Origin of the sequence: Streptomyces sp. NPDC096323 (genome assembly GCF_040302845.1) — a bacterium.
GTDB lineage: Bacteria > Actinomycetota > Actinomycetes > Streptomycetales > Streptomycetaceae > Streptomyces.
The window spans coordinates 1-23227 of sequence record NZ_JBEOSI010000012.1; the positions used below are offsets into that span (position 1 = coordinate 1).

Genomic DNA, 23227 nt, shown 5'->3' on the forward strand with positions numbered 1-23227 from the left:
CCCGCACCCCCCACCCCACCCCCCCCCCCTCCGGCGTACACCCCCCCCTGGGTGTCCCCCCGGGGGGGGGCCCCCCCCGCCCCCCCCCCGCCGCCCCCCCGCGCCGTTTCCGGTCACTCGGTGAGCAGTCCCCCTGCGTCAGGGCTGGAGCGGCATCGTCCAGCAGTTGGACGACGTGCCCTTGCCCGAGAGGCGGTCGGTCATCCAGGAGATCGCGTCGCCCTGGTCGGTGATCAATGGGACCAGGTGGTTGGTCAGGAGCTTGTCGCCGAGGTTCGGCAGAACGACGGCGTCGTACGTGACGTCGGCACCCTTGCGGCACCAGTCCACGGCCAGTTGGCGCGCCTGGGCGTGGGGCACGATGTCGTCCTGCACGCCGGTGGCCAGGCGCACCGGGCCTGCGGGCTTCAGCGTGCCGATGCGCTGCCGGTCGAGGGCGGCCTGTGCCCCGGGCTCGGCTGCGATCACCTCACCGAGGGACTTGCCGGTGGTGGTCCACTTGGTGCTCTTGGTGAAGCCGTATCCGAAGATCGCGTCGCCGACGCACATGGTCGAGGCGTCCTTCAGCGCGGCGCGGCCCGCGTCGTTGACGTTGGCCTCGACGACGTCGCGCAGATCGGGGTCGGACTGTGCGAAGCCGTTGATCGACCAGGCCAGGGCGCCGGCGAGGGCGCTGCCGTCGATGCCCTTCATGACGGCGGTGAGGTTGGCGGGCGGCGCACCGGCGTAGGTGCCGGCGAGCTTGACGTCGGGCGCGTAGGACGGCTGGAGTTCGGCCGCGGACGCGCTGGCGCCGCCGCCCTGGCTGTAGCCGTACAGACCGGTGCGCGAGTCGGGCGTGAGCGAGGTGCCGGGCAGCTGGTGCGCGGCGCGGGCCGCGTCCAGCAGGGCGTGGCCCTGGTCGAGCCGGTTGACGTAAGTGTGGAGCCGGTCGGTGGTGCCGAGGCCGACGTAGTCGGTGACCACGACGGCGACGCCGGCGGAGAGCAGCCGGTAGACGGCCAGGATCTCGTACCCGACGGACACGGTCTCGCCGTTCAGGGTCAGCGGGTGCTGGAGGGTCATGGAGGGCGCGCACTGGTCGCCCTGGCCCATGGTCCCGGAGGCCAGTGCCACCAGGGGGCGTGGACCGGACCCCTGCCAGGCGGCGGGCGGTTCGATGTAGGCGCCGGTCACCGCGACGGCCCGGCCGCCGGAGTCGGTGGAGCGATACATCAGCCGCGTCGCCGTACCCGGCAGCGGGCGGCCGTCCAGGCCGGGCAGGCTCAGCCCGAGCGGCAGCGGTTCATGCCGGATCACCGTGCCGTTGGCGGCGGGCAGTTCGGCCGGCGGGTGGTAGAAGTCGGGGATGGTGACTCCGCGGGACACCACGGGCTGCGTCCCGTCGCTGGCGGAAGCGGGTGCGGCGTACGCGGCCACGCAGGCCGCCGCGGTCACGGCGACGGCCACCGCGCGCAGGCCGCCGGCGCGGGGTCCGCGGGCGGCGGAAACCATGGGGGACGCCGTGGGGGAGGTGGATGGCGAACGGGTGCTCTTGCGGCTCACAGCTCACTCCTCGCTCTGCTCGGAATGTGGGTGAACGCAAGCTAGCAGCGCCCCTTACCGAAGGTAACCCACCGGTAAGTTACGCTGTGGTAACTGTCGGGTGATCGCCGTCGGGCCGGTCGCGGCGGACGCCCCCGACAGGTCGGACGTGCCGCCTCAGGCGGCGTCCGCCTGGGCGGCCAGGCCCGCCACCACCACGTCGAGGCCGAGGTCTACTGAGCGGCCGCCGTTGCGGGGCCTTCCGGGCCGGTCGGACCCATGGCAGCGGGGGCAGTTCCGCGGCGGTTCGCCGGCTCATCCGTCGCCACCCTCCTTGTTCGCTCTGGCCGGCGTGGACGACCACGAGGTCGGTTCCGCCTCCGGTCTGCTGAGCGCCACGCAGCAGCTGGGCAGCGCCATCGGCGTCGCGGTTCTCGGCACGGTCTTCTTCGGCCTCCTGGGTGGCGCCTCGGACCCCGCGGCCGACGACGTGGCCCCCGCCGTGCGCCACGAACTCGGCGCGGCGCACGTCTCCGCCGCCGGCCAGGACCGGGTGATCGCCGACTTCCGCGACTGCCTGCGAGAGCCCGCCACGTCCGAGGACGAGAAGGCGACCCCCCGCCGCCTGCGCGGCGCTGGAGAAGAGCGTCGCCGCGGTGGCGCCCGCCCCGCAGGACGCCCGGCGGATCGGCAAGGTGCTCGGCGAGTCCGCCCAGGAGGCAGGCAAGGCGTCCTTCACGGCGCCGATCCAGACCGTCGCATGGATCACCCTGGGCCTGTTGGCCACCACCTTCGCGGTCTCGTTCCTGCTGCCCACCCGGGCCAGGGACGAGGAGGAGGTACTGGAACTGGTGGCCATGGGCGACCACTGAGCGGGGGCTACTCAACGCCATCCTTGCGCCCGGCGCCGCTTTCCGACCGGCGGGCGAGTCCGGCCGGGTCCGTACTCGCCCGCGATCCGTTGACAGCGCGTCCTCCCCATGCGAGCGTCGAAGCGCTTCGATGATCGTGGCGGTGCGGCGGGCAGCCGCCCCCGCCACCCGGCCACCCCTGGGACTGACAGACATGGCGCTCTTCGACAATCCCGTGATACCCGGCTTCAGTCCGGACCCGAGCATCTGCCGGGTGGGCGACGACTACTACGTCGCGACGTCCAGCTTCGAGTACGTGCCTGGGGTGCCCCTGTGGCACAGCCGCGACCTGGTGAACTGGCGGCTGACCGGGCACGCGCTGGACCGCCCCGGGCAGTTGGAGCTGCCCGCCTCGGTCCCGGCCTCGTGCGGTGTGTACGCGCCCACCCTGCGGCACCACGACGGCCGGTTCTGGATGATCACGACGGTGGTCGACGGTGCGGGCACCTTCCTGGTGACCGCGAAGGATCCGGCCGGGCCCTGGTCGGACCCGGTTCCGGTCGGCATACCCGGCATCGACCCCGATCTGGCCTGGGACGAGGACGGCACCTGCTGGTGCGTGTACTCGGACGGCGGCATCCACGGGGTGCGCATCGATCCCGCAACGGGCGAAGTGCTGGGCGAGCCGGTGGCGTTGTGGTCGGGCAGCGGGCTGCAGTACCCGGAGGGACCGCACCTGTACCGGATCGGCGCGTGGTGGTACCTGCTGCTGTCGGAGGGCGGCACCGAGCGCGGCCACGCGATGTCGGTGGCGCGGGCGCGCAGCCTGCCGGGGCCGTTCGAGCCGCACCCGGACAACCCCGTGCTGTCCCACCGCAGTACCGGCCACCCCGTGCAGAACGTCGGCCACGGAGATCTCGTACAGGCGCAGGACGACACCTGGTGGATGGTGCTGCTGGGCACCCGGCCCCGCGGCGACACCCCGAAATACCACGGCCTCGGCCGGGAGACGTTCCTCGCGCCCGTCCGCTGGGAGGACGAGTGGCCGCTGCCGGGCCCGGTGGACCTGCGGGCCGAGGCCCCCGCCCTGGCGCCGCATCCGTGGCCGGACGAGCCGGAGCGGGACGAGTTCGACTCGCCCTCGCTCGCACCGTGCTGGGTGTCGCCGAGGCGGCAGGACCCGGCGGCCGTCCGCCTGGACGAGCGACCGGGGCACCTGGTGCTGCACGCGGGCGCGGACAGCCTCGACACGCCCGGCGCGGTCTTCGTGGGGCGCCGCCAGCAGGACCCCGACTGCACGGCCCGTGCCCGGGCCGACGTCGACCGGGGCGGCCTGGGCGGGCTCGCCGTACGGCTCGACGAGGCCCATCACTACCGGGTGGAGACGGACGGCTCCGGCCTGGTCCGCGTCGTCGCCAGGATCGGCCCGCTGTGCCACACGGTGGCCGAACGCGTGGCGCCTGCCGGCCCGCTGACCCTGCGGATCGACGTCACCACCACCGTGGTCCTGCCGCCGTCGGTCACCGACCCAGGGGCGACGGCCCCGCCCGGCCTCCGCGTGGGCGGCCCCGACACGCTGCACCTGGGGTACGAGACGGCCGACGGCGACTTCGAGATCCTGTCGGCGCTCGACGGCCGCTACCTCAGCACGGAGGTCGCCGGTGGCTTCACCGGCCGGGTCATCGGCATGTACGCGACCCGGGGCGGCGCCGCCTTCGACTGGTTCGGCCTGCGCCGGGCGTGACGCCGGCGCCGTGCCGCGCTCAGTTCTGGTTCACCGGCCAGACCGCCGCCGGGTCGCAGTGGGCAGGGCACGCCATCAGATAGACCTCGTTGCCGAGGAACATTCCGTAGGTGTCGGCCCGTACGCTGTACGGCTGCTCCGGCAGCCCCGGCCGGACCGCGAAGTCCATGCCTTCGGGCACCTGGCAGAGGTACTGCAGATCCGCACCGCACGCACAGGTGTGGGATTCGGGATCCTGCGCCCAGGACGGCGTACCACCCAGCTTGAAGGTCTGGGCTCCGATGCCACGAGGGCTGGGTGTGTCCGCGAAGGACCGCAGCGTCAACGGCAGTGCGCACACGGACGGTTCGGCCTCGGCGGCCGGAAGTGTCGCCTGCCGTTGGAGCAGAATGCGCCAGAAGGGCCCCGGGTAGGGCGATTGTGGGGCGTCCCAGTACCGGGGTACGAGCCGGCCACCGGCGTACTCGGGCTCGGACGCGTCATTGTGCGCACGGCAATGGAATACCAGCAGGTGATCCCCGCCGAAGGGGCCCAGGTCCGCGGGCACGTCGAGCTGGAAGAGCAGAGCCAGCTTCTCCCCGCAGAAGCACGCGGGCCACTCCTGCCCGTCGTCCAGGAAGGGCCATCCGCCGACGGAGTCCCGCGCCGGCCTGTCCAGCGGACCGTCCCCGACCTCGATCACGTAAGCGGGCAGTGCCACCGGCTGTGCCCCCGCACCTCGTTCGTCCATCCGCTCAGCCTAGCCTCGCCCACCCACAGGCATGCCCGGCCCCGCGAGCCCGCCCCCGTCGCCGGTCGGTCCGGGGCCGTCCCGTATGGGCGGTCCGCCGTCCGGTCCGCCGTCCGAACGCTTTGGGGGCCGTCCTCCTGATCGTGGCGGCGGTCTAGCAGTCCTCGGCGCCCTGGTGTCCCTGTGCGGCATGATGCCGCTCCCCCGTCCCTGGTCGCCCGAAGGCTGCTACTGCTGGACCGTCGGCGGCTCTCGCACCTGGGAGGTGTACGGGAGTTCTGAGCATCCGAAGCTCTTCGTCTTCATCGGCGACCCCGACTCCTGGGACCTCTACGCCCTGCGACGCCGGGGAGTATCGCCGGATCACTGACGGCGGGAGTGCGCCGTCGAGGACGGTCGCCCGAATCGGACGGTCGCCGGCGTTCGTCCGGGCCGCCCCCGAGCGTGGATCGACCCCGCGAATGCCATCCATCCACAGAATCGATTTCCCCGATCACACGTGCCGGGTCCAGATTGGTCACACCGCAATCAGGAGGACATGTCGTGAAACCCGAGGCCGCTTCCACGCTCTCCGCCGGACCCTTCGCCCTCGCCGCTCCCCCGGTCCCGTTCCCCGGCACACGGGTCCGCGTTCTCTCCCACCGCCCCGCCGGCCAGGAGCGACCGTGAACGACGTGCAGTCCAAGAGGCTCGTGGGCAAGGTCGTCGTCGTCACCGGTGCGGCCCGCGGTCAGGGTGCCGCCGAGGTGGCGGCGCTCGTCCGAGAAGGGGCCCGCGTCATCGCCACCGATGTCGCCGACGCACCCGGCTGCCGCCGGCTCGACGTCACCAGTGAGGCGGACTGGGCCGCGCTGGCCGGGGAGCTCCGGGAGCGGTACGGGCAGGTTCACGGGCTGGTCAACAACGCCGGCATCACCTGGCGCGCCCGCGTCGGGGAGGTGCGGGCCGAGGACATGGCGCGCGTCCACGCGGTCAACGTCATCGGCCCCCTGCTCGGCATCCAGCAGCTCGCCCCGCTCATGCCGCCCGGCTCCTCCATCGTGAACGTCGGCTCATCGGCGGGGCTCACCGCCCACTACCCGGTCGCCTACACCACGAGCAAGTGGGCGCTGAGGGGGCTGTCGAAGACCGCGTCGCTGGAACTCGGGCCGCGCGGTATCCGCGTCAACACGATCCACCCGGGCTACATCGAGACCGAGATGACCGCCTCCGCCGCTCCCGCGTTCCGTGCGGCCAACATCCGCGAGACGCCGCTGGGCCGGACCGGGACGGTCGACGAGGTCGTTCCGGTCGTGGTCTTCCTGCTGTCGGACGAATCGTCGTTCGTCACGGGCGCGGAGATTCCTGTCGACGGCGGGCTCACTGCCCACGGCGGCGTCAAGTCCGTCTCGGACGCCCTGCGCGCGTAGGGGCCCGCTCGGCCACAGGCTCGCCGCCGAGGCGCGCCGTCGCCGGACCACCCCCATGTGCCGCCCGGCTTAGGCCGCCCGGTGGTTCCCATGTCTGCCATCGCGCCGAACGCGGAGCGCATAAGCATCATTTGCCTGATTTCGGCAATGTCTGCGGTTCACACGTTCTCCCTGAGGAATCGAGGAACACGATGGCCCACAGAAGTGCCGGAGCCGCTCACGCCGCCCTGACCCTGGCCACGGCGGCCCTGCTGCTGACAGGAACGCCCGCCGCGGTCGCCGCCGGGCACGGGACGCCGCCCGGCGGCCCCGCAGCCGGCGCGCGCGGCGGCGACGAGCCGTCGCCCGCGTTGCTGAGGGCCCTGGAGCGGGACCTGCGTCTGACGCCCCAGCAGGCGCAGCGGCGGCTGAGCAATGAGGCGGACGCCGGTGCGCGCGCCGGTCATCTCCAGCTCGCTCTGGGCAAGACCTTCGCCGGCGCATGGGTGCGCGGTGACGACTCCGCCCATCTGACGGTGGCCACCACCGAGGCCGCAGACGCCCCCGCGATCGAGGCCGCGGGAGCCGATGCCGAGGTCGTGCGGTTCGGCCTCGCCGAGCTGCGTGACGCCGCGGCGAAGCTGGACCGTGCCGCCACCGGCACCAGGGCACTCGACACGCCGGTGCGGTACGTCGACATCCGCAGGAACCGCGTGACCGTCCAGGCTTCCGCGAGCAGCGCGGCGGAAGCTCTCGTCAAAGCCGCCGGGGTGGACCGGGCACTCGTGAACGTCGCGCTCTCACCGGAGCGCCCCCGCGCCCTGTACGACATCGTCGGCGGCGACGCGTTCTACATCGGGAGTGGACGCTGTTCCGTCGGGTTCTCCGTCACCAAGGGCGAGGAGCAGGGATTCGCCACCGCGGGGCACTGCGGCCAGGCCGGTGCGACGACCACCGGCTACAACATGGTCGCCCAGGGCACTTTCCAGGCGTCCACCTTCCCGGGCCAGGACACCGCCTGGGTGAAGACCGGGACCGACTGGACCGCGACGCCGCAGGTCAGGGGCGCGGCCGGGGAGAACGTTCAGGTGGCGGGTTCCACCCAGGCCATGGTCGGCGCCGCCGTCTGCCGTTCCGGCTCGACGACCGGCTGGCACTGCGGCGAGATCGAGCAGCACGACACCTCCGTCACGTATCCGCAGGGCACCGTCAACGGGGTGACCAGGACGACGGTGTGCGCCGAGCCCGGCGACTCGGGCGGCTCATTCATCTCCGGGAGCCAGGCGCAGGGCGTCACCTCGGGCGGCTCGGGAGACTGCACCAGCGGCGGCACGACGTACTACCAGCCCATTAATCCGCTCCTGGAGAAGTACGAGCTCGTCCTGAAGACCACCGCACAGGACGGCACCACGCCCGGCGCGGAGACGGACCAGGGCTCCTGGGCGCCGGGGCACGTCTACCGGACCGGCGACGAGGTCACGTACGACGGCGTCACCTACCACTGCGTCCAGACGCACCAGGCACAGGGGGCGTCGCGCCCGACGGACGCGCCGGCGCTGTGGGAGCGCGCCTGACGGTCCGATGACGGTATACGACCGTGTGGGGCGAGCCCGGGCCAGTCGGTCCGGGCTCGCCCCATGGGCGTACGGGGGCCTTGCGCGTACGGCGGGCCCTGCATGACCGACCGGCCGAACAACCGTGGGAAACAACGGCTTTCACATGACGGATCTGTTCCAAACTCTTGACGGCCACCTTATGACTGCGTAGACATAGCGACCAGCACCTCACAGCGGAGCACGGTGTGACTACGTAGTCACACCGACGGCGCCCGCGCCACCGGTTCGCTCATGTACGGCATCACAGGAGGACACCATGACGCGTGGAACGGGACGGGGACCGAGCCCCGCCGCGCCTCGTAGCGTAGATGTGGCCCGGTTGGCCGGGGTCTCGCAGAAGACGGTGTCCCGGGTGTTCAACGACGAGCCGTACGTCTCCGCCGATGTGCGCCAACGGGTACTCGCCGCCGCCGAACAGCTCGGCTACCGGCGCAACAACGCCGCCCGGGCGCTCGTTTCGGGGCGGACCCGTTCGATCGGCGTGGTGACACTCGGCACCGCTCTGTACGGGCCCGCCTCGCTCCTCATGGGGGTGGAGCGGGTCGTCAGGGACATGGGCTACGCGCTCCGCGTGGTGAACACGATGGAGGGCGACCCGTCCGGCATCGCCGGCGCCGTGGACTCGCTCCTCGACCAGGGGGTGGACGGGATCGTCATCTCCGAGCCGATCGACGAGGGCGACGAGGGGCACGGGGGCGGCACGGCCCTCCGTGTCGACGTCCCGGTGCTGGTCCTCGGTGCGCCGCCGACCTTCACCGCTCCCACGGTGCTCACCGCCGGAGGCCGCGCGGACCTCATGGCCTGCCGGGCCACTCAACACCTCCTGGACCTGGGCCATGAGACGGTGCACCACCTGGCCGGCCCGCAGCGGTGGTACGCGGCCCGGGACCGGCTGGAGGGGTGGCAGGCCACCCTGCGTGCGCAGGGCAGGACCGTCCCTCCGGTGGTCCAGGGCGACTGGTCCGCGGCGTCGGGGTACCGCGCCGGACGCCGGCTGGCCGAGGACGGCGACCTCACCGCCGTCTTCGCGGCCAACGACGACATGGCCATCGGCCTGATCCGCGCACTGGCCGAGTCCGGCCGGCGCGTGCCGCAGGACATCAGCGTCATCGGCTTCGACGACATCCCCGTCGCCGCCTACATCAGCCCGCCTCTCACCACCGTGCGGCAGCCGTTCGAGTCCGTGGCGCAGGAAGGGCTCAAGCGCCTGGTCCACGCCATCGAAAGCCCCGAGGAGGAACCCTTGCCGTTGAGCGACCCACCGGTCGATCTCGTCATCCGGGCCTCGACCGCGCCACCGCCGGACCCGGAAGATCCCGGCTCCACCTCGCACTACACCGTCCTGCCCTCCCCGGCAGCCGGCACCGCCCGTCCCTCCTGAGGGAGGACGTGCACCCGCCTCGCCTCCGAGCGGTGGCCGGGTCGGCGGATGCCGTGGACGTGACCCGCGCGCCCTGACGCGCCGGGCCCCACGTCCCGGCACGGCCCGGTCGCAGCCCCTGAGAACCAGGAGCCCCCGGCCGCCTTCCGGCACCCCGCCGCCCGACCCGCACCACCGCCTTCCGGCCGCGCTGTCCCTCAGGGTTCCACGCCGCCACGGCCATGCCGCCGCGCCCTCGTGCGTCGGCATGCGCGCCCCATGGCCGCGTCCGTGTCCTTCCTCTCCTCACTCATCCCCGCACGCCCTCGCCCGGCGTGCCGTCACTTCGCCTCGGCGGGAGTCAGCCATGCCCAGATCAGTGTTCACACCCAGCCCCTCCGCTCTGAACCGCCGCTTGTTCCTCACCACGACAGGAGCCCTGTCGCTCGGCGCCGCCCTCACCGCCTGCGGCGGCGGTGGCTCCTCGGCCTCCTCGTCCTCCGGAAAGCCGGTCAGCACGGCCGAGCTCGACAAGGCGATGAAGACGCCGACGGAGCTGACGTTCTGGACGTGGGTCCCGGACATCCAGAAGGAGGTCGCGCTCTTCGAGAAGCGGTACCCGGCCATCAAGGTCAAGGTCGTCAACGCCGGTCAGGGCGTGGCCCACTACACCAAGCTGCGGACCGCGCTGAAGGCCGGCAGCGGCGCCCCCGACCTGGTGCAGATGGAGTACCAGGCGATCCCCACCTTCACGATCACGGACAGCCTGCTGGACCTGCGTCCGTACGGCGCGTCCGCGCTCAAGGACACGTTCGTCGACTGGACCTGGGGGCAGGTCAGCGGCACCAACGGCGAGGTCTGGGCGATCCCCCAGGACAGCGGTCCGATGGGCATGCTGTACCGCAAGGACATCTTCGACGAGCACGGCATCGACGTCCCCAGGACGTGGGAGGAGTTCGCCGCCGCCGCGCGCAAACTCCGCAAGGCCGCACCGGATGTCCGTCTGACCAACCTCGCAGCCAACGAGGCCGCGGCGTGGCACGGACTGCTGTGGCAGGCGGGCGCCAAGCCGTACGCCACCTCCGGCAAGAGCGATCTCACCATCAGCGTCGACGACGCCGTTTCCCGCAAGCTGGGCGCGTACTGGGGCGGGCTGGCTCAGGAGGGTGTCATCGGCACCGAACCGGACTTCACCGACGCCTGGTACGCGGCGCTCAACAAGGGCAAGTACGCGACCTGGATCACCGCGGCCTGGGGGCCCGTCTTCCTCTCCGGTTCGGCCAAGGCCACGGCGGGCAAGTGGCGGGCGGCCCCGCTGCCGCAGTGGGACGCCTCGAAGCCGTCCTCGGGGAACTGGGGCGGCTCGACGACCGCGGTGATTCGCTCGACGAAGAACGCGATCGCGGCGGCCCGGTTCGCGCAGTTCCTCAACAGCGACCCGGCCAGCGCGAAGATGTTCGCCGAGACCCAGTCGTTCTTCCCCGCGACCAAGGCGCTGCTCGCCGATCCGGGCTTCACGGGCGACACCCCCTCCTTCTACGGCGGCCAGAAGGTCAACGAGGTCTTCGCCGACATCAGCACGACGGTCGCCTCCTCCTTCCAGTGGCCGCCGTTCCTGGACCAGGCCGCGACGGACTGGACCGAGACGGTCGGCAAGTCCCTCGCCAACCGGAGCGGCACCGAACGCGCCCTCGGCACGTGGCAGTCACGCCTCACCACGTACGCCAAGAACCAGGGCTTCACGGTCAAGGGGAACTGAAAATGGCCCCCACCATGGCCACCACCACGGCCACCACCACCGCCTCGTCCCGGGGCCGGCGCCGGGGCGGCACCCGGCGCCGGCCGGGGACGGTCAACCGCCGGCGCACGGCCGGACCGGTGTTCGTCGCACCGTTCATGGTCCTGTTCGTCCTGCTGTTCCTCGCTCCGCTCGGCTACGCCGCCTACCTCAGCCTCTTCCATGAACGCCTGGTCGGCGGAACCTCGTTCGTCGGGCTCGACAACTACGTGAAGGCCCTGGGGGACTCCCAGTTCCTCCACGGCATCGGCCGCGTCGCGCTGTTCTTCGTCATCCAGGTCCCCCTCATGCTGGTGCTGGCGCTGCTCTTCGCCCTCGCGCTGGACAGCGGGCTGCTGCGGCTGGCACGCGTCATCCGGCTCGGCATTTTCGTGCCCTACGCCGTGCCGAGCGTCGTCGCGGCCCTGATGTGGGGCTATCTGTACGGCCCCGACTTCGGGCCGTTCGCCCAGCTCAGCGAAAAACTGGACTGGCCGGCCCCGCACTTCCTGAGCGAGAGCTGGATGCTCGGAAGCCTGGCGAACATCGTGACCTGGGAGTTCGTCGGTTACAACATGATCATCCTGTACGCCGCCCTGCGCACCATCCCGCCGGAGCTGTACGAGGCGGCGGCGATGGACGGGGCCGGCCCCTGGCGGATCGCCTGGTCCGTCAAGCTCCCCGCGCTGAGACCCGCGCTCCAACTCACCCTGCTGTTCTCGGTCATCGGCAGCTTCCAGCTGTTCAACGAGCCCAACCTGCTGATGCGCGTCGCCCCCGACGTCATCGACAGCTCCTACACCGCGAACCTCTACGCCTACTCCCTCGCCTTCACCGGCCAGCAGGTCAACTACGCGGCCACCGTGTCGTTCCTCCTGGGTCTGGTCATCGTGATCGCCTCCTACGCCATCCTGCTCACCGCGAACCGCAGGCGGACCCCGTGACAATCTCCCGCGAAGCCTTCGCCTCGTACGATCCGGGGACGTCCTCGTCCCCGGCGGGCCCGGTCCCTCCGACGACGGATGCGGTCCCCTCCCGGCGGCCGAAGCGGCGCCGGGCCAACAAGCGCCGCAGCACCCCGCTCACCATCGCCATGCTGGCGGTCCTGGCGTACTTCCTGCTGCCGCTCTTCTGGCTGCTGGTCGCCTCCACCAAGAGCAGCCAGGACCTGTTCAACAGCTTCGGCCTGTGGTTCTCCGAGGCCCCGCAGCTGCTGACGAACATCAAGAACACCTTCGCCCAGGACGGCGGGGTCTTCACCCACTGGCTGCTCAACACCCTGGTGTACGCCGTCGTCAGCTCCGTGGGGGCCGCGCTGATCGCCGCGGCCGGCGGGTACGGATTCGCCAAGTTCCGCTTCCGGGGCGACCGGGCCGCCTTCAACCTGGTCCTCGGCGCGGTCATGGTCCCCACCACCGCCCTGGCGATCCCCACCTATCTCCTGTTCGCCGAGATGGGTCTGGTGAACACCCCCTGGGCGATCATCCTGCCCTCGCTGGTGAACCCCTTCGGCCTGTACCTCATGCGGGTCTACGCCGAGGACGCCATCCCCGACAGCTTCCTGGAGGCCGCCCGCATCGACGGTGCCGGCGAGGCCCGGATCTTCTTCCGGATCGGGCTGCGGCTGCTCGGGCCCGGCCTCGTGACGGTGCTGCTGTTCACCCTCGTGGCGACCTGGAACAACTACTTCCTGCCCCTGATCATGCTCAACGACCCGGATCTGTATCCGATCACGGTCGGCCTGTCCTCCTGGGCGGCCCAGGCCCAGAACGGCGGGGCGGGCGCCGGCAGCGACATGATCGCCCTGGTCGTGACCGGTTCCCTGATCTCGGTCCTGCCGCTCGTCGTGGCCTTCCTCATGCTCCAGCGCTACTGGCAGAGCGGCCTGGCCACCGGCGGCGTCAAGCAGTAACCCGCGGGCCCGCCCACGTCTTGTCAACTCCCCCTGTTCCCGGAGGTCTCCTTCATGGCGGCTCTGCCTGCCCGCGTCCTTTTCGGCGCCGCTTACTACTACGAGTACCAGCCCTACGAACAACCCACCGAGCGCCTCAAGACCGACCTCGACCTGATGACGGAGGCGCATGTCACCGTCATCCGGGTCGGCGAGTCGGTGTGGTCGACCTGGGAACCGGAGAACGGGCGCTTCGACCTCGACTGGCTCCAGCCCGTACTGGACGGCGCCCATGAGCGCGGCATCTCCGTCATCCTCGGCACCCCGACGTACGCCGTACCGCCGTGGCTGGCCCGGCAGTACCCGGAGATCACGGGCGAACGCCGCAGCGGTGAGCGCATCGGCTGGGGCGCCCGGCAGGAGGTGGACTTCACCCATCCCGCCTTCCGCTTCCACGCCGAGCGGGTCATCCGCCGGATCACCGCACGGTACGCGGACCATCCGGCGGTCATCGGCTTCCAGGTCGACAACGAGCCGGGTCTGGAACTCCTCCACAACCACGGGGTCTTCCAGCGCTTCACCGACCACCTGCGTGAGAAGTACGGGGACGTGGAGACCCTGAACCGCGAGTGGGGGCTCGTCTACTGGTCGCACCGCCTGGCCACCTGGGCCGACCTGTGGACGCCGGACGGGAACGCCCAGCCGCAGTACGACGTCGCCTGGCGGGACTTCCAGGCCCGCCAGGTCACCGAGTTCATCGGCTGGCAGGCCGACCTCGTCCGTGAGTACGCCCACCCCGAGCAGTTCGTCACCACCTGCATCTCCTACACCCGCCCCGCGGTGGAGGACGACGAGCTGACCGACCGCCTCGACATCGCGACCGGCAATCCGTACTACGACATGCAGGACGGCCTGCTGCTCCCCGACCCCGCGCCGGAGGACCACGAGCAGATCTGGAAGACCACCGGTGTGTGGGCACTCCAGCAGACCGCGGACTGGATGTACTCCTCCCGCCAGGAACCGTTCCTGGTCACAGAGACGAACGCCGGCTCGATCGGCTTTCCGTGGGACAACCGCCCCGCCTACGACGGGCAGTGGCGTCAGGCCGCCTGGGCGCTCGTCGCCCGTGGGGCCCGCATGATCGAGTACTGGCACTGGCACACGCTGCACTTCGGCGCGGAGACGTACTGGGGCGGCATCCTGCCCCACACCGGGCAGCCCGGCCGTACGTACACCGAACTCGCCCGGCTGGGCGGGGAGTTCGAAAAGGCGGGCGCGCTCGTCGCCGGTCTCGAACCGGACGCGGACATCACGATGGTGTACTCGACGCCCAGCAAGTGGCTCATGCAGAAGTACCCGCCGCTGTCGACCCCCGAGGGCGACCCCGACCCGGCCGCCTACCACCGGATCTTCGACCCGTTCTACCGCGGCGCCTTCGAATCGGGGCGCCAGGTGCGCATCGTCCACGCCCGGCAGCTGCACGATCCGCGCGGCGAGCGGGAGGGCATGGCGCCGGAGGAGGCCGTGCGACGCCACCCCGTCCTGGTCGTCCCGGCGCTGTACATCGCCGACGACGCGACGCTCGACTGGCTGGCCGCCTACGCCCACGCGGGCGGCCATCTGGTCCTCGGCCCGCGCACCGGCTACGCCGACCACGAGGCCCGTGCCCGGCACGAACGGGCGCCCGGCCGGCTCACCGAGGCCGCGGGCGTCTCGTACGACGAATTCAGCAACCTGCGGCAGCCCGTCCCCCTGCGCGCCGGCCCCGGCAGTCCGCTGAAGCTGCCACCCACCGCCACGGCGACCCGCTGGGCCGACGGTCTCGCCGTCGACGACGCGGAGGTGCTCGCCGAGTACGACCACCCGCACTTCGGCCGCTGGCCCGCCGTCACCACGCGTCTCCACGGCGCGGGCCGCGTCACCTATGTCGGTACCGTTCCCGGCCGCGACCTCGCCAGGGCGCTGGCCACCTGGGCGGCCCCCGCCCCCCGCAGCGGATGGCAGGACCTTCCGGCGTCCGTCACCGCGACGACGGGCGTCTCCCCCGACGGCCGCCGTGTCCACGTGGTCCACAACTGGAGTTGGGAGCCGGCCCGCGTGCAGGCCCCCACCGACCTCGTCGACGTACTGAACGGCACGTCCCTCCCCACAGGCGGCGCACTGGAACTCGGCGCCTGGGACGTGCGGGTGCTCGTCTCGCGCTGACCCCATTGAACCGGCCCGCACCACACATGCTCATCCCGGAGGAGAGATCATGAGAAGGACAAGGCTCGGGCAAGCCGTCGGAAGCGTCACCGCCGCGTTCGCACTGCTGGCGATACCTCTGACCAGTGCCGAGGCGTACGCGCCCACCGGCGGGATCCTCTACCAGCTCGGCAACGAGGCCTGCCTGAAGGGCAGGGGGAACTGCGCGGTCTACCCGAAGTCCGCTCAGCTGGCGAGCGGCCGTCTGGTCGCCTCGTTCGAGAAGTCCACCGTCGTTCCGCAGACGGGCAGCGCCGACCGGCAGACTCTTCCCGTCTACAAGAGCGACGACCGGGGCACGACCTGGCAGCCGCTCTCGGAGGTCAAGGCCCCGGCCTACCTCTCGAACGACCCGCGGTACGCGAAGTACACGAGCAACTGGACCAACCCGTACCTGTACACGCTCCCGCAGGACGTCGGGAACCTGAAGCAGGGCACGCTGCTCCTCGCGAGTGTCGTGTCGGGCGACGACCAGTTCTACAGGGAGCACAAGGCGGCCGACCCGAACTGGACGCCGTCCAACGACGGAGACCGCCAGGACCTGGCGATCGCCCTGTACTCCAGCACCGACCAGGGCGTGACATGGAACGTCGTCAACGTCATCGCGACCGGCGGCTGGCAGGGCGGCAGCGCGGGCGCCCTCGGGCAGAACGTCGCGCGCGCCAACACCTTCCGCCAGGTGGATCCCGTCTGGGAGCCGTACCTGATGGTCCACAACGGCCGGCTCGTCTGCTACTACTCCGACGAGAACGACTACCTCGGCTTCGACCCGTCGACCGGAGTGCCCACGCTCGACCCGGCCAACGCCACGGCCCCGGACTCGCACGGCCAGATCCTCGCCCACAAGACGTGGGACGGCGTCGGCGCGCAGTGGAGCGCCCCCGTCGTCGACCTCGCGGGGCTCAGCCAGGACATGGGCGGCGGAAAGAAGGAGATCGGCTGGGGCCGCCCGGGCATGGCCAACGTGGTCCCGACCACGGACGGCAAGTGGATGCTCCCTTACGAGTACTGGGGCGGCGGGTCCAACACCCGGTACCGGATCGCCGACAGCCCCCTCGAGTTCTTCCGCGGCTCCCCCACCGGCGAGAGCGTCACGTCCTTGCCGCTCGACGCCGGCTCCCGCCCCCTCGCGACCGGTGGCAGCCCGGTGATCATCAGGCTTCCCGACGGCCGTCTGGTCTACAACGCCGGCGGCAGCGGCAACGTCTGGGTCAACGAGAGCGGACGCAGTGACGGCACGTGGAAGGAGTATCAGACGACCTCGCAGGCCGGCTACAGCCGAAATCTGCAGTACGTCGCCGGAACGGGCCGGATCGCGATCCTCAACAACCAGGGCACCTCGACGCTCGCCTACGCCGAGACCGATCTCGGCCGCTCGGACGGCGCGTACTACCAGCTCGCGAACCGCAGGACCAGCCAGGTGATCGGCACCGGCGGCAGGACCAACGACGCGAACATCGGCAACCAGGACGTCCCCGACGTCGTCCTCGAGTCCCCCGGCTCCGCCGCGAACCGTGACACCCAGTACTGGCACGTGACGAACGAGCCGAACGGGGGCGTCACCCTGCTGAACAAGTCCGGCGGCCGTGCGGCGGCCATCTGGACCGGCTACGCCACGGCCGGCCAGCGGATCGGCCAGTGGGTCGACAACAGCCCCCGAGGCAGCTGGAATCTCGTCCCGACCACCAACGGGTTCTACAAACTGCAGTCGGTCAGCGACACCAGCCTCTATCTGACCGGCGCGTCCAACGGCGCTCCGCTCACTCTGCAGTACGCGGCCACGGACGGTTCCCAGGAATGGAAGCTCGTCCCTTAGCCCTCGTGCCCGTACGGGGAGGGCCGAGGCGCGGGGAGGGCCGAGGCGCGGGGAGGGCCGAGGCGCGCCACGTCCGTGTGGCGTGGTCCCGGCCCTCCCCTCCTTCACCCGCCGCGGTGGGTCAGGCGTGCGGGTGAAGGAGTGCCGGCACTACTGCCGGGTCCACTTCTGGTTGCTGCCGCCGTTGCAGGTCCAGATGTCGACCGCGGTTCCGTTCGCCGTCCCGTTCTCGGCCACGTCCAGGCACAGACCCGACTCCCTTCCGACGATCGTGCCGTCGGGGTTGAGAGTCCACTGCTGGTTGGGGCCTCCGTTGCAGTCCCAGATGTCGACCCTGGTGCCCGGGGTCGTGGCGTGTTTCGGTACGTCGAGACACTTGTTGCCGTAGACCCGGAGTTCCCCGGTCGACGAGGTGTAGCTCCATTGCTGGTTCGTGCCGCCGTTGCAGTCCCAGATGTCGAGCAGGGAGCCGTTGGCCGTGGCCCGGTCCGGCACGTCCAGACAGCGGTTGGCGTTCGTCGCCCGCACGGCCGTTTCGGCGCCACCTCCCCCACCGCCCAGGTCGACCGTGCTGTACCAGACGTTGTTGAGGCCGCTGCCGTTTCCTCCGCCGCTCAGCACCAGCACGCTGTGCCCGTCGGACAGCGGGACGAGGCCACGGCTGTAGCCCCCGCCCATGAGGGACGAGACGTGCGTCCATGTGTTGGCGGCGCCGTTCTGCGTGTTCAGGAACAGCTGATCGGAACTGAGTGAGGTGACGATCAGCGTGCCGTTCGGGCCGCCGGCCGGCGACCACTCGATGTACGGGGTGCAGCACGGCACGATCCCGTCGGTGGTCCGCAGCGGAATGCCGGCCACCGAGCCGAATCCCTCGGGGTTGGCCGCGATCTTGTAGTAGGTCGTGAAGTTGCCCTCGCGGGCCCCTCCGTACTCGTACGTCATGACGTAGTTGCCGTTGGGCAGCCGCACGACGGTCGGCATGCCCGGGCGGTCGCCGTAGTTCGGCTGCGCGACATCGTCGACGACGGGGCCCCAGTTGACCCCGTTCGTGCTGACCTGGTGCACGACCTTCTGGCCGTGCGCGAGGTCACGCTGGTCGGAGTAGTACACGACGAGTCGTGAGCCGTTCATCAGGAAGAACGGTTCCCAGACGGGGGTGTAGCCGTTGACCGAGTAGGCAGGCCCGCCGGTGGCGATGTTGCTGACGAACCGCCAGGTCACGCCGTGGTCGGTGCTGGCGTACATGTCGATCTTGCTTGCGTGCAGGTCGCCCGGGATGGAGTCGCCCGCGATGAGGAGCGTGCCCGCGGGGAATCCGCCGACTGCCACGGGGAGTTCGAAGAGGTGCGGCTGCCAGCGCAGGCCCCAGCCGTTCTGCGTGTCCCGGACGTCGGAGAGGTGGCTGAAGGTGGCGCCGCCGTCGGTGCTGCGGAAGATCGGGAACACTGGCGTGCCGTTGGTGTACTGCTCGAACGTCGCCAGGACCTGCCCGTTCGCCGCGCCGCTGTGCTTCAGCTGCAGTCCGTGGGCGTAGAGGGCGCCGGGCGCCGGCGCGTTGGACGGCGGCGTGTACATGACCTGCTGTCCCCGCGTGACGGCGCCGGCGCCGCCGGCGGCGGAGACGAGCGTGACGTACGAGGCGATCAGGGCGAAGACCAGAGCGGCCACGGTGACGGCGCGGGAACGCCGGGCCGCGGGTGGCCTGGTGGCTATGGGTATACTGGACATGAGGATTCCTCTGTTGAGGGGGATCTGACTGCGAAGCAGTGCTTCGCGTTGAGCACCTGCCGCTTCTGCTTCCGGATCAGGGTCTGCGTGAGCGGCAGGAGTTCGGCGCACCGGGTGGCGAGCCCGTGCGGGAGCAATGCGTCTTCTCTCGGAACGGGCGGACGTCGGCGAGGGCCGTGGCGGCCGCCCAGAGTGTGCGTACGGGCGTATCGGTCAGTGGCGAGCGGGCGGGGGCCCGGTCGAGGAACGGATGACGAGTTCGACCGGCGGGGCAGTGGCGGCCGGGGGTTCGGATCCGGGCTTTTCTATCGCGTGGATCAGGCGGCTGAGGCCTTCGCGTACCGCGGCGTCGAACGGCTGGCGGACGGTGGTCAGGGGCGGGCTCACATAGGCGAACACCGGGTTGTCGTCGAAGCCGACCACACTGATGTCGTCCGGCACGCGTCTGCCTGCCTCCACCAGGGCGTGGATCAGGCCGATGGCCATGTCGTCGCCGGCCGCGAACACCGCTGTCACGCTCGGGTCGCCGGCCAGCTCGCGCCCTGCCGCGTATCCGGAGGCGGCCGACCAGTCGCCCTGGACCACGGGAGGCGCCACCCTGCCCCGCTGCTCCAGAGCCGTCCGCCAGCCCTGCAGGCGGTCCCTGGCCGCGTACCACCGCTGGGGTCCGGCGAGGTGATGGACGGTGTCGTGGCCCAGGCCGAGCAGGTGATCGGTGGCCGCCTGCGCCAGGATGTCGGAGCCGACGCTCGCGGCCACCACCTTCGGAGCGGTGAACACCGGGGGCGCGCCCAGGAAGAGGACGGGCACGTCGACGTTGACGGAGACCTCCCCCTCGTCCACCGGTTCGGAGATGGCGATGCCGTCCACGCCCTGTTCGAGGAGTGACGTCACGGCTCCGGCGATGCCGCCCGGGTCGCCTTCCAGGGTGTTGATCACCCTCAGTGCGTATCCGGCGTCCCGGACGGCCCGTTCGAGGCTCACCAGCAGCGAGGCGGGGCCGTACCCGGCGGTTCCGAGGGTCACCACGCCGATGGAACGCGTACGCCCGGAGGCGAGGGCCCGCGCGGCGTTGTTCCGCCGGTAGCCGAGCTTCTCCGCGGCGCCGAGGACGCGTTGGCGGACCTCCGCGGAGACGTACGGCTCGTCGTTGAACACCCTGGACACCGTCTTGCGGGAGACGCCCGCCAGCAGCGCCACGTCCTCGCTGCGGGGCAGGGCGGCGGCGCCGCCCCGCACCGTCCCTCGGTTCATGTGTGTCTCCAGAGCGCAGGGTTGGATACCGTCACTTCAAGCGTATGACCGCGCGGTCATTTCTACGCAGTCACCCCTGGGGCGTCAAGGCTTCTCACACGATGCGGCCCCTCCCGTCCGTGCTGTTGTCACGGGGACCCGGAGGCGGGGCGGTGCTCCGCCGGACGATCAGCCGGGTGGGTACGAGCGTGGTGCTCCTGGCCGGCTTCTCGTTACGGATCTGGCGGAGCAGGTCCTCGACACCGCGTTGGCCGACCCCGGCGAAGTCCTGGCGGACGGTGGTGAGGGGCGGGATGAACGAAGCCGCCTCGGGGATGTCGTCGAAGCCCACCACGCTGATGTCGTCCGGCACCCGCCGGCCGGCCTCGTGCAGGGCGCGCAGCACGCCGAGGGCCATCTGGTCGTTGGCGACGAACACCGCGGTGCAGTCCGGATCCGCGGCGATCCGCCGCCCCGCCCGGTAGCCGGATTCCGCGGTCCAGTCGCCGCGCAACGGCTCGGGCACCGCGCGCCCCGCCTCCGCCAGCACGGATCGCCAGCGCTCCACCCGGCGTTCGGCCGAGAAGGAGCCCTCGGGTCCCGCGACGTGCCGGACCGTCTCGTGCCCGAGGGCGAGCAGGTGCCGTACGGCCGCCGCCGCGCCGCCGGCCTGGTCCGAGTCGACCACGGTGTACCGGTCGTGGGCGTGGGAGTCCACCACGACCACGGGCGCGTGCGGCGGCAGCGCCACGGTCGCGGTGTCCAGCAGATGCACCTCCATGATGATGACGACGCCGTCCACGGTCAGCTCGTCGAGCCGGGTGAAGGCCCCCTGGACCGCGTCCTGGGTGGGGACGCTGACCGGCATCAGCGTGGTCGCGTAACCCGCCAGCGCCGCCGAGGAGACGACCGCCTCCAAGGTGCGCATGTTTCCGATGGTGGAGAGGTTGGACAGGATGACGCCGAGCGTGCGGAACTCGCCTCGTTTGAGGGCGCGGGCCGCGCTGTTGGGGCGGTAGCCGAGTCGTCGCATCGCGGCGAGCACTTGCTGCCGGGTGGACTCCACCACCCCGGTGGAGCCGTTGGCGACCCGGGAGACCGTCTGGGCCGAGACTCCGGCGGCTTCGGCGACGTCCGCCATCGACGGCCCGCGTGTGCGCCGCGCCCGCCTCCCGTCCCGGGTCCCGGCGGTTCCGGCCGGGGCCGGGTCCGCGCCAGGGCGTGCCGAGCCGGCGGTCTCGTCCCCGCTGCTCGCGTACGTCACCCGGTACGGTCCCGCATCATGACGGTGACGCCGCGCGGGGCGAGGACCAGCGGGTCCTCGCCGCTCGTCGTTCCTCCGAGGACCCGCCCGGTGGTGAAGGACAGGTCGACGGGCGAGTCGGTGCGGTTGACCAGGAACCAGTAGAAGTGGGCGTCGTCCGCGCGCACCGTCAGCTCCACCTGCCCGCGGACCGCCGGCGGCAGCTCGCTCGTCACGCCTGCCGCTTCCAGCAGGCGGCCGAGCAGGGGCGGCAGGCCCTCGGCCCCGAGCCGGGTGGAGACGTACGCCGCGGAGCCGCCACCGGCCACCGTGCGCCGGGTGACGGCCGGGAGGCCGGTCTGCTCCCCGCTCGCGTACGAGACGAGGACGCTCGCGGACGGCTCGGTGACGGTGATGCGGTCGGTCCACAGGGTGCCCGTGCTGCCGTCGTCGAGTGTCACCTGCTCCCCCTCGAACAGCGGGGCGAACTCGTCGACGCGGATACCGAGCAGGTCGCGCAGGGCGCCGGGGTGACCGCCGAGCCGTATGTGATCGTTCTCGTCGACGATGCCGGAGAAGTAGGTGGTCACCAGGTGGCCGCCGGCGTCGACGTAGGCGGCGAGCCGGTCCGCGAGATCCTGGGGCACGACATGCAGGACCGGTGCGACGACGACGTCGTACGCCTCGAAATCGGCGCGGGTGGTGAGGACGTCGACGCGCACGCCCAGGGCGAGGAACGCGGAGTACCAGTCGAGTGCCTCCTGGCGGTAGCGCAGCTCCGAGGAGGGATGCGAGTCCTGCTCGCAGGCCCACCACGACTCCCAGTCGAAGAGGATCGCGGCACGGGCGGGATGGCGGAGCGATCCGGCGGCCGGGGAGAGCTGCGCCAGCGTGCGGCCGAGATCGGTCACCGCGCGGAAGATGTCGCTGTCGGACCCGGCGTGCGGAACCATGGCGGAGTGGTACTTCTCCGCACCGGCCGCCGACTGGCGCCACTGGAAGAAGCAGACGGCGTCCGCTCCGTGGGCGACGTGCAGCAGTGAGTCGCGGGCCAGTTCGCCTTCGCGCTTGGCCTTGTTGACCGGCTGCCAGTTCACCGCGCTGGTGGAGTGCTCCATCAGGAACCAGGGCCTTCCGCCGGCGATGCCGCTGGTGAGGCCGGCCGAGAAGGACAGTTCGTCCAGGCTGCGCGGGCCCGTCGTGCGGTAGTGGTCGTTGGAGACGAAGTCGACCTCGTCCGCCCAGCTCGCGTAGTCCATGCCCTTGATGCCGTCCATGACCATGAAGTTGGTGGTCACGGGGACATCGGGGGTCAGCCTGCGCAGCACGTCGCCCTCGGCGCGCAGATGGTCCTTGAGGACGTCCGAGGAGAAGCGTTTGAAGTCGAGTTGCTGGGTGGGGTTGGGGTGGGCCGCGGCGAGGCGGGGCGGCAGGATCTGCTGCCAGTCGGAGTAGATCTGGGACCAGAAGGCGGTGCCCCAGGCATGGTTGAGCGCGGCCAGGGTGCCGTACCGGCTGCGCAGCCAGTCGCGGAAGGCCGCGGCGGCGTCCTCCGAGTAGTCGTAGATGTTGTGGCAGCCCAGTTCGTTGGAGACGTGCCAGGCGGCGAGTGCCGGATGGTCCGCGTAGCGGGCGGCGATGGTCTCCGTCAGGCGCAGGGCGTGGCGGCGGAAGACCGGGGAGGTGGGACGCCAGTGCTGGCGGGCACCGGGCCAGACGGTCTCGCCCGTCCGGGTCACCGGCAGGATCTCGGGGTGGCGGTGGGCGAGCCACGGCGGCGGGGAGGCGGTGGCCGTGGCCAGGTCGACGGCGATGCCGGAGCTGTGCAGCAGGTCCATCACCTCGTCGAGCCAGCCGAAGTCCCAGGTGTCCTCGTCCGGCTGGATGCGCGCCCAGGAGAAGATGGCCAGGGAGACGATGCTCACCCCCGCCTCGCGCATGAGCCGGACGTCTTCCTTCCACACCTCGCGTGGCCATTGCTCCGGGTTGTAGTCGGCGCCGTAGGCGAAACGCGCGGCCCGGCCGTCGGCAGGAAGGCGCAGCCAGCGGTGTGCGGGAGTGGAAGGCATCGGGTTTCCTTTC

The 23227-nt window shown here is 71.2% G+C and carries 17 protein-coding genes; 11 read left to right on the forward strand and 6 right to left on the reverse strand.

The window, feature by feature from the left end; genetic code table 11:
- Nucleotides 1-138: 138 nt before the first annotated feature.
- Nucleotides 139-1545, reverse strand: a complete 1407-nt coding sequence (locus ABTX18_RS29700) for a lipase family protein (protein ID WP_503061232.1) — start codon at nt 1543-1545, stop codon at nt 139-141.
- A gap of 635 nt (nt 1546-2180) precedes the next feature.
- Between ABTX18_RS29700 and ABTX18_RS29705 the strand changes: the two genes are divergently transcribed.
- A complete protein-coding gene (locus tag ABTX18_RS29705; RefSeq protein WP_352125875.1) occupies nt 2181-2396 on the forward strand; it encodes a hypothetical protein in 216 nt (71 codons plus the stop codon).
- A gap of 193 nt (nt 2397-2589) precedes the next feature.
- A complete protein-coding gene (locus ABTX18_RS29710; RefSeq protein WP_352125876.1) occupies nt 2590-4119 on the forward strand; it encodes a glycoside hydrolase family 43 protein in 1530 nt (509 codons plus the stop codon).
- A 19-nt stretch (nt 4120-4138) separates the two neighbouring features.
- On the opposite strand, the gene ABTX18_RS29715 is transcribed toward ABTX18_RS29710, so the two are convergent.
- Complete coding sequence (locus ABTX18_RS29715) at nt 4139-4849, reverse strand: hypothetical protein (RefSeq protein WP_352125877.1); 711 nt, start codon at nt 4847-4849, stop codon at nt 4139-4141.
- A 190-nt stretch (nt 4850-5039) separates the two neighbouring features.
- Between ABTX18_RS29715 and ABTX18_RS29720 the strand changes: the two genes are divergently transcribed.
- The 9 genes from ABTX18_RS29720 to ABTX18_RS29760 all read left to right on the forward strand — a co-directional run bounded on the left by ABTX18_RS29720 (nt 5040) and on the right by ABTX18_RS29760 (nt 16941).
- Nucleotides 5040-5219: a hypothetical protein gene (locus tag ABTX18_RS29720; RefSeq protein WP_352125878.1), complete on the forward strand. Its 180-nt coding sequence runs from the start codon at nt 5040-5042 to the stop codon at nt 5217-5219.
- A gap of 304 nt (nt 5220-5523) precedes the next feature.
- On the forward strand, nt 5524-6258 hold the full coding sequence (locus ABTX18_RS29725) for an SDR family NAD(P)-dependent oxidoreductase (protein WP_503061236.1): 735 nt from the start codon (nt 5524-5526) through the stop codon (nt 6256-6258).
- A 191-nt stretch (nt 6259-6449) separates the two neighbouring features.
- Complete coding sequence (locus ABTX18_RS29730; RefSeq protein ID WP_352125880.1) at nt 6450-7811, forward strand: carbohydrate-binding protein; 1362 nt, start codon at nt 6450-6452, stop codon at nt 7809-7811.
- A 298-nt stretch (nt 7812-8109) separates the two neighbouring features.
- The gene (locus tag ABTX18_RS29735; protein ID WP_352125881.1) at nt 8110-9234 is read left to right on the forward strand and encodes a LacI family DNA-binding transcriptional regulator; all 1125 of its coding nucleotides are present in this window, start codon (nt 8110-8112) and stop codon (nt 9232-9234) included.
- A gap of 346 nt (nt 9235-9580) precedes the next feature.
- Nucleotides 9581-10972: an ABC transporter substrate-binding protein gene (locus tag ABTX18_RS29740; RefSeq protein ID WP_352125882.1), complete on the forward strand. Its 1392-nt coding sequence runs from the start codon at nt 9581-9583 to the stop codon at nt 10970-10972.
- A 2-nt stretch (nt 10973-10974) separates the two neighbouring features.
- The gene (locus ABTX18_RS29745; protein WP_503061233.1) at nt 10975-11934 is read left to right on the forward strand and encodes a carbohydrate ABC transporter permease; all 960 of its coding nucleotides are present in this window, start codon (nt 10975-10977) and stop codon (nt 11932-11934) included.
- 2 nt (nt 11935-11936) lie between these two features.
- On the forward strand, nt 11937-12902 hold the full coding sequence (locus ABTX18_RS29750) for a carbohydrate ABC transporter permease (protein WP_503061237.1): 966 nt from the start codon (nt 11937-11939) through the stop codon (nt 12900-12902).
- Nucleotides 12903-12956: 54 nt separating this feature from the next.
- Entirely contained in the window at nt 12957-15086 is a 2130-nt protein-coding gene (locus tag ABTX18_RS29755; RefSeq protein WP_352125884.1) for a beta-galactosidase, read from the forward strand.
- Nucleotides 15087-15135: 49 nt separating this feature from the next.
- Nucleotides 15136-16941: an RICIN domain-containing protein gene (locus ABTX18_RS29760; protein ID WP_352125885.1), complete on the forward strand. Its 1806-nt coding sequence runs from the start codon at nt 15136-15138 to the stop codon at nt 16939-16941.
- Between the two features lie 150 nt (nt 16942-17091).
- Here ABTX18_RS29760 and ABTX18_RS29765 read toward each other — a convergent pair whose 3' ends face one another.
- The 4 genes from ABTX18_RS29765 to ABTX18_RS29780 form a co-directional block, all read right to left on the reverse strand.
- Complete coding sequence (locus ABTX18_RS29765; RefSeq protein WP_352125886.1) at nt 17092-18669, reverse strand: RICIN domain-containing protein; 1578 nt, start codon at nt 18667-18669, stop codon at nt 17092-17094.
- A 213-nt stretch (nt 18670-18882) separates the two neighbouring features.
- Complete coding sequence (locus tag ABTX18_RS29770; RefSeq protein WP_352125887.1) at nt 18883-19923, reverse strand: LacI family DNA-binding transcriptional regulator; 1041 nt, start codon at nt 19921-19923, stop codon at nt 18883-18885.
- 94 nt (nt 19924-20017) lie between these two features.
- Nucleotides 20018-21043 carry a LacI family DNA-binding transcriptional regulator gene (locus ABTX18_RS29775; RefSeq protein ID WP_352126063.1) on the reverse strand — a complete coding sequence of 342 codons (1026 nt, stop codon included), beginning with the start codon at nt 21041-21043 and terminating at the stop codon, nt 20018-20020.
- 119 nt (nt 21044-21162) lie between these two features.
- Nucleotides 21163-23214, reverse strand: coding sequence for a beta-galactosidase (locus ABTX18_RS29780; protein ID WP_352125888.1), 2052 nt, complete (start codon nt 23212-23214; stop codon nt 21163-21165).
- Nucleotides 23215-23227: the final 13 nt, after the last annotated feature.

Bases quoted from the DNA above. Each gene is read 5' to 3' on its own strand.
- ABTX18_RS29765 (WP_352125886.1), bottom strand. From the start codon at position 18,669: ATGTCCAGTATACCCATAGCCACCAGGCCACCCGCGGCCCGGCGTTCC.
- ABTX18_RS29745 (WP_503061233.1), top strand. From the start codon at position 10,975: ATGGCCCCCACCATGGCCACCACCACGGCCACCACCACCGCCTCGTCC.
- ABTX18_RS29755 (WP_352125884.1), top strand. From the start codon at position 12,957: ATGGCGGCTCTGCCTGCCCGCGTCCTTTTCGGCGCCGCTTACTACTAC.
- ABTX18_RS29730 (WP_352125880.1), top strand. From the start codon at position 6,450: ATGGCCCACAGAAGTGCCGGAGCCGCTCACGCCGCCCTGACCCTGGCC.
- ABTX18_RS29740 (WP_352125882.1), top strand. From the start codon at position 9,581: ATGCCCAGATCAGTGTTCACACCCAGCCCCTCCGCTCTGAACCGCCGC.
- ABTX18_RS29760 (WP_352125885.1), top strand. From the start codon at position 15,136: ATGAGAAGGACAAGGCTCGGGCAAGCCGTCGGAAGCGTCACCGCCGCG.
- ABTX18_RS29780 (WP_352125888.1), bottom strand. From the start codon at position 23,214: ATGCCTTCCACTCCCGCACACCGCTGGCTGCGCCTTCCTGCCGACGGC.
- ABTX18_RS29770 (WP_352125887.1), bottom strand. From the start codon at position 19,923: ATGAACCGAGGGACGGTGCGGGGCGGCGCCGCCGCCCTGCCCCGCAGC.
- ABTX18_RS29775 (WP_352126063.1), bottom strand. From the start codon at position 21,043: ATGGCGGACGTCGCCGAAGCCGCCGGAGTCTCGGCCCAGACGGTCTCC.
- ABTX18_RS29735 (WP_352125881.1), top strand. From the start codon at position 8,110: ATGACGCGTGGAACGGGACGGGGACCGAGCCCCGCCGCGCCTCGTAGC.
- ABTX18_RS29720 (WP_352125878.1), top strand. From the start codon at position 5,040: ATGATGCCGCTCCCCCGTCCCTGGTCGCCCGAAGGCTGCTACTGCTGG.
- ABTX18_RS29710 (WP_352125876.1), top strand. From the start codon at position 2,590: ATGGCGCTCTTCGACAATCCCGTGATACCCGGCTTCAGTCCGGACCCG.
- ABTX18_RS29715 (WP_352125877.1), bottom strand. From the start codon at position 4,849: ATGGACGAACGAGGTGCGGGGGCACAGCCGGTGGCACTGCCCGCTTAC.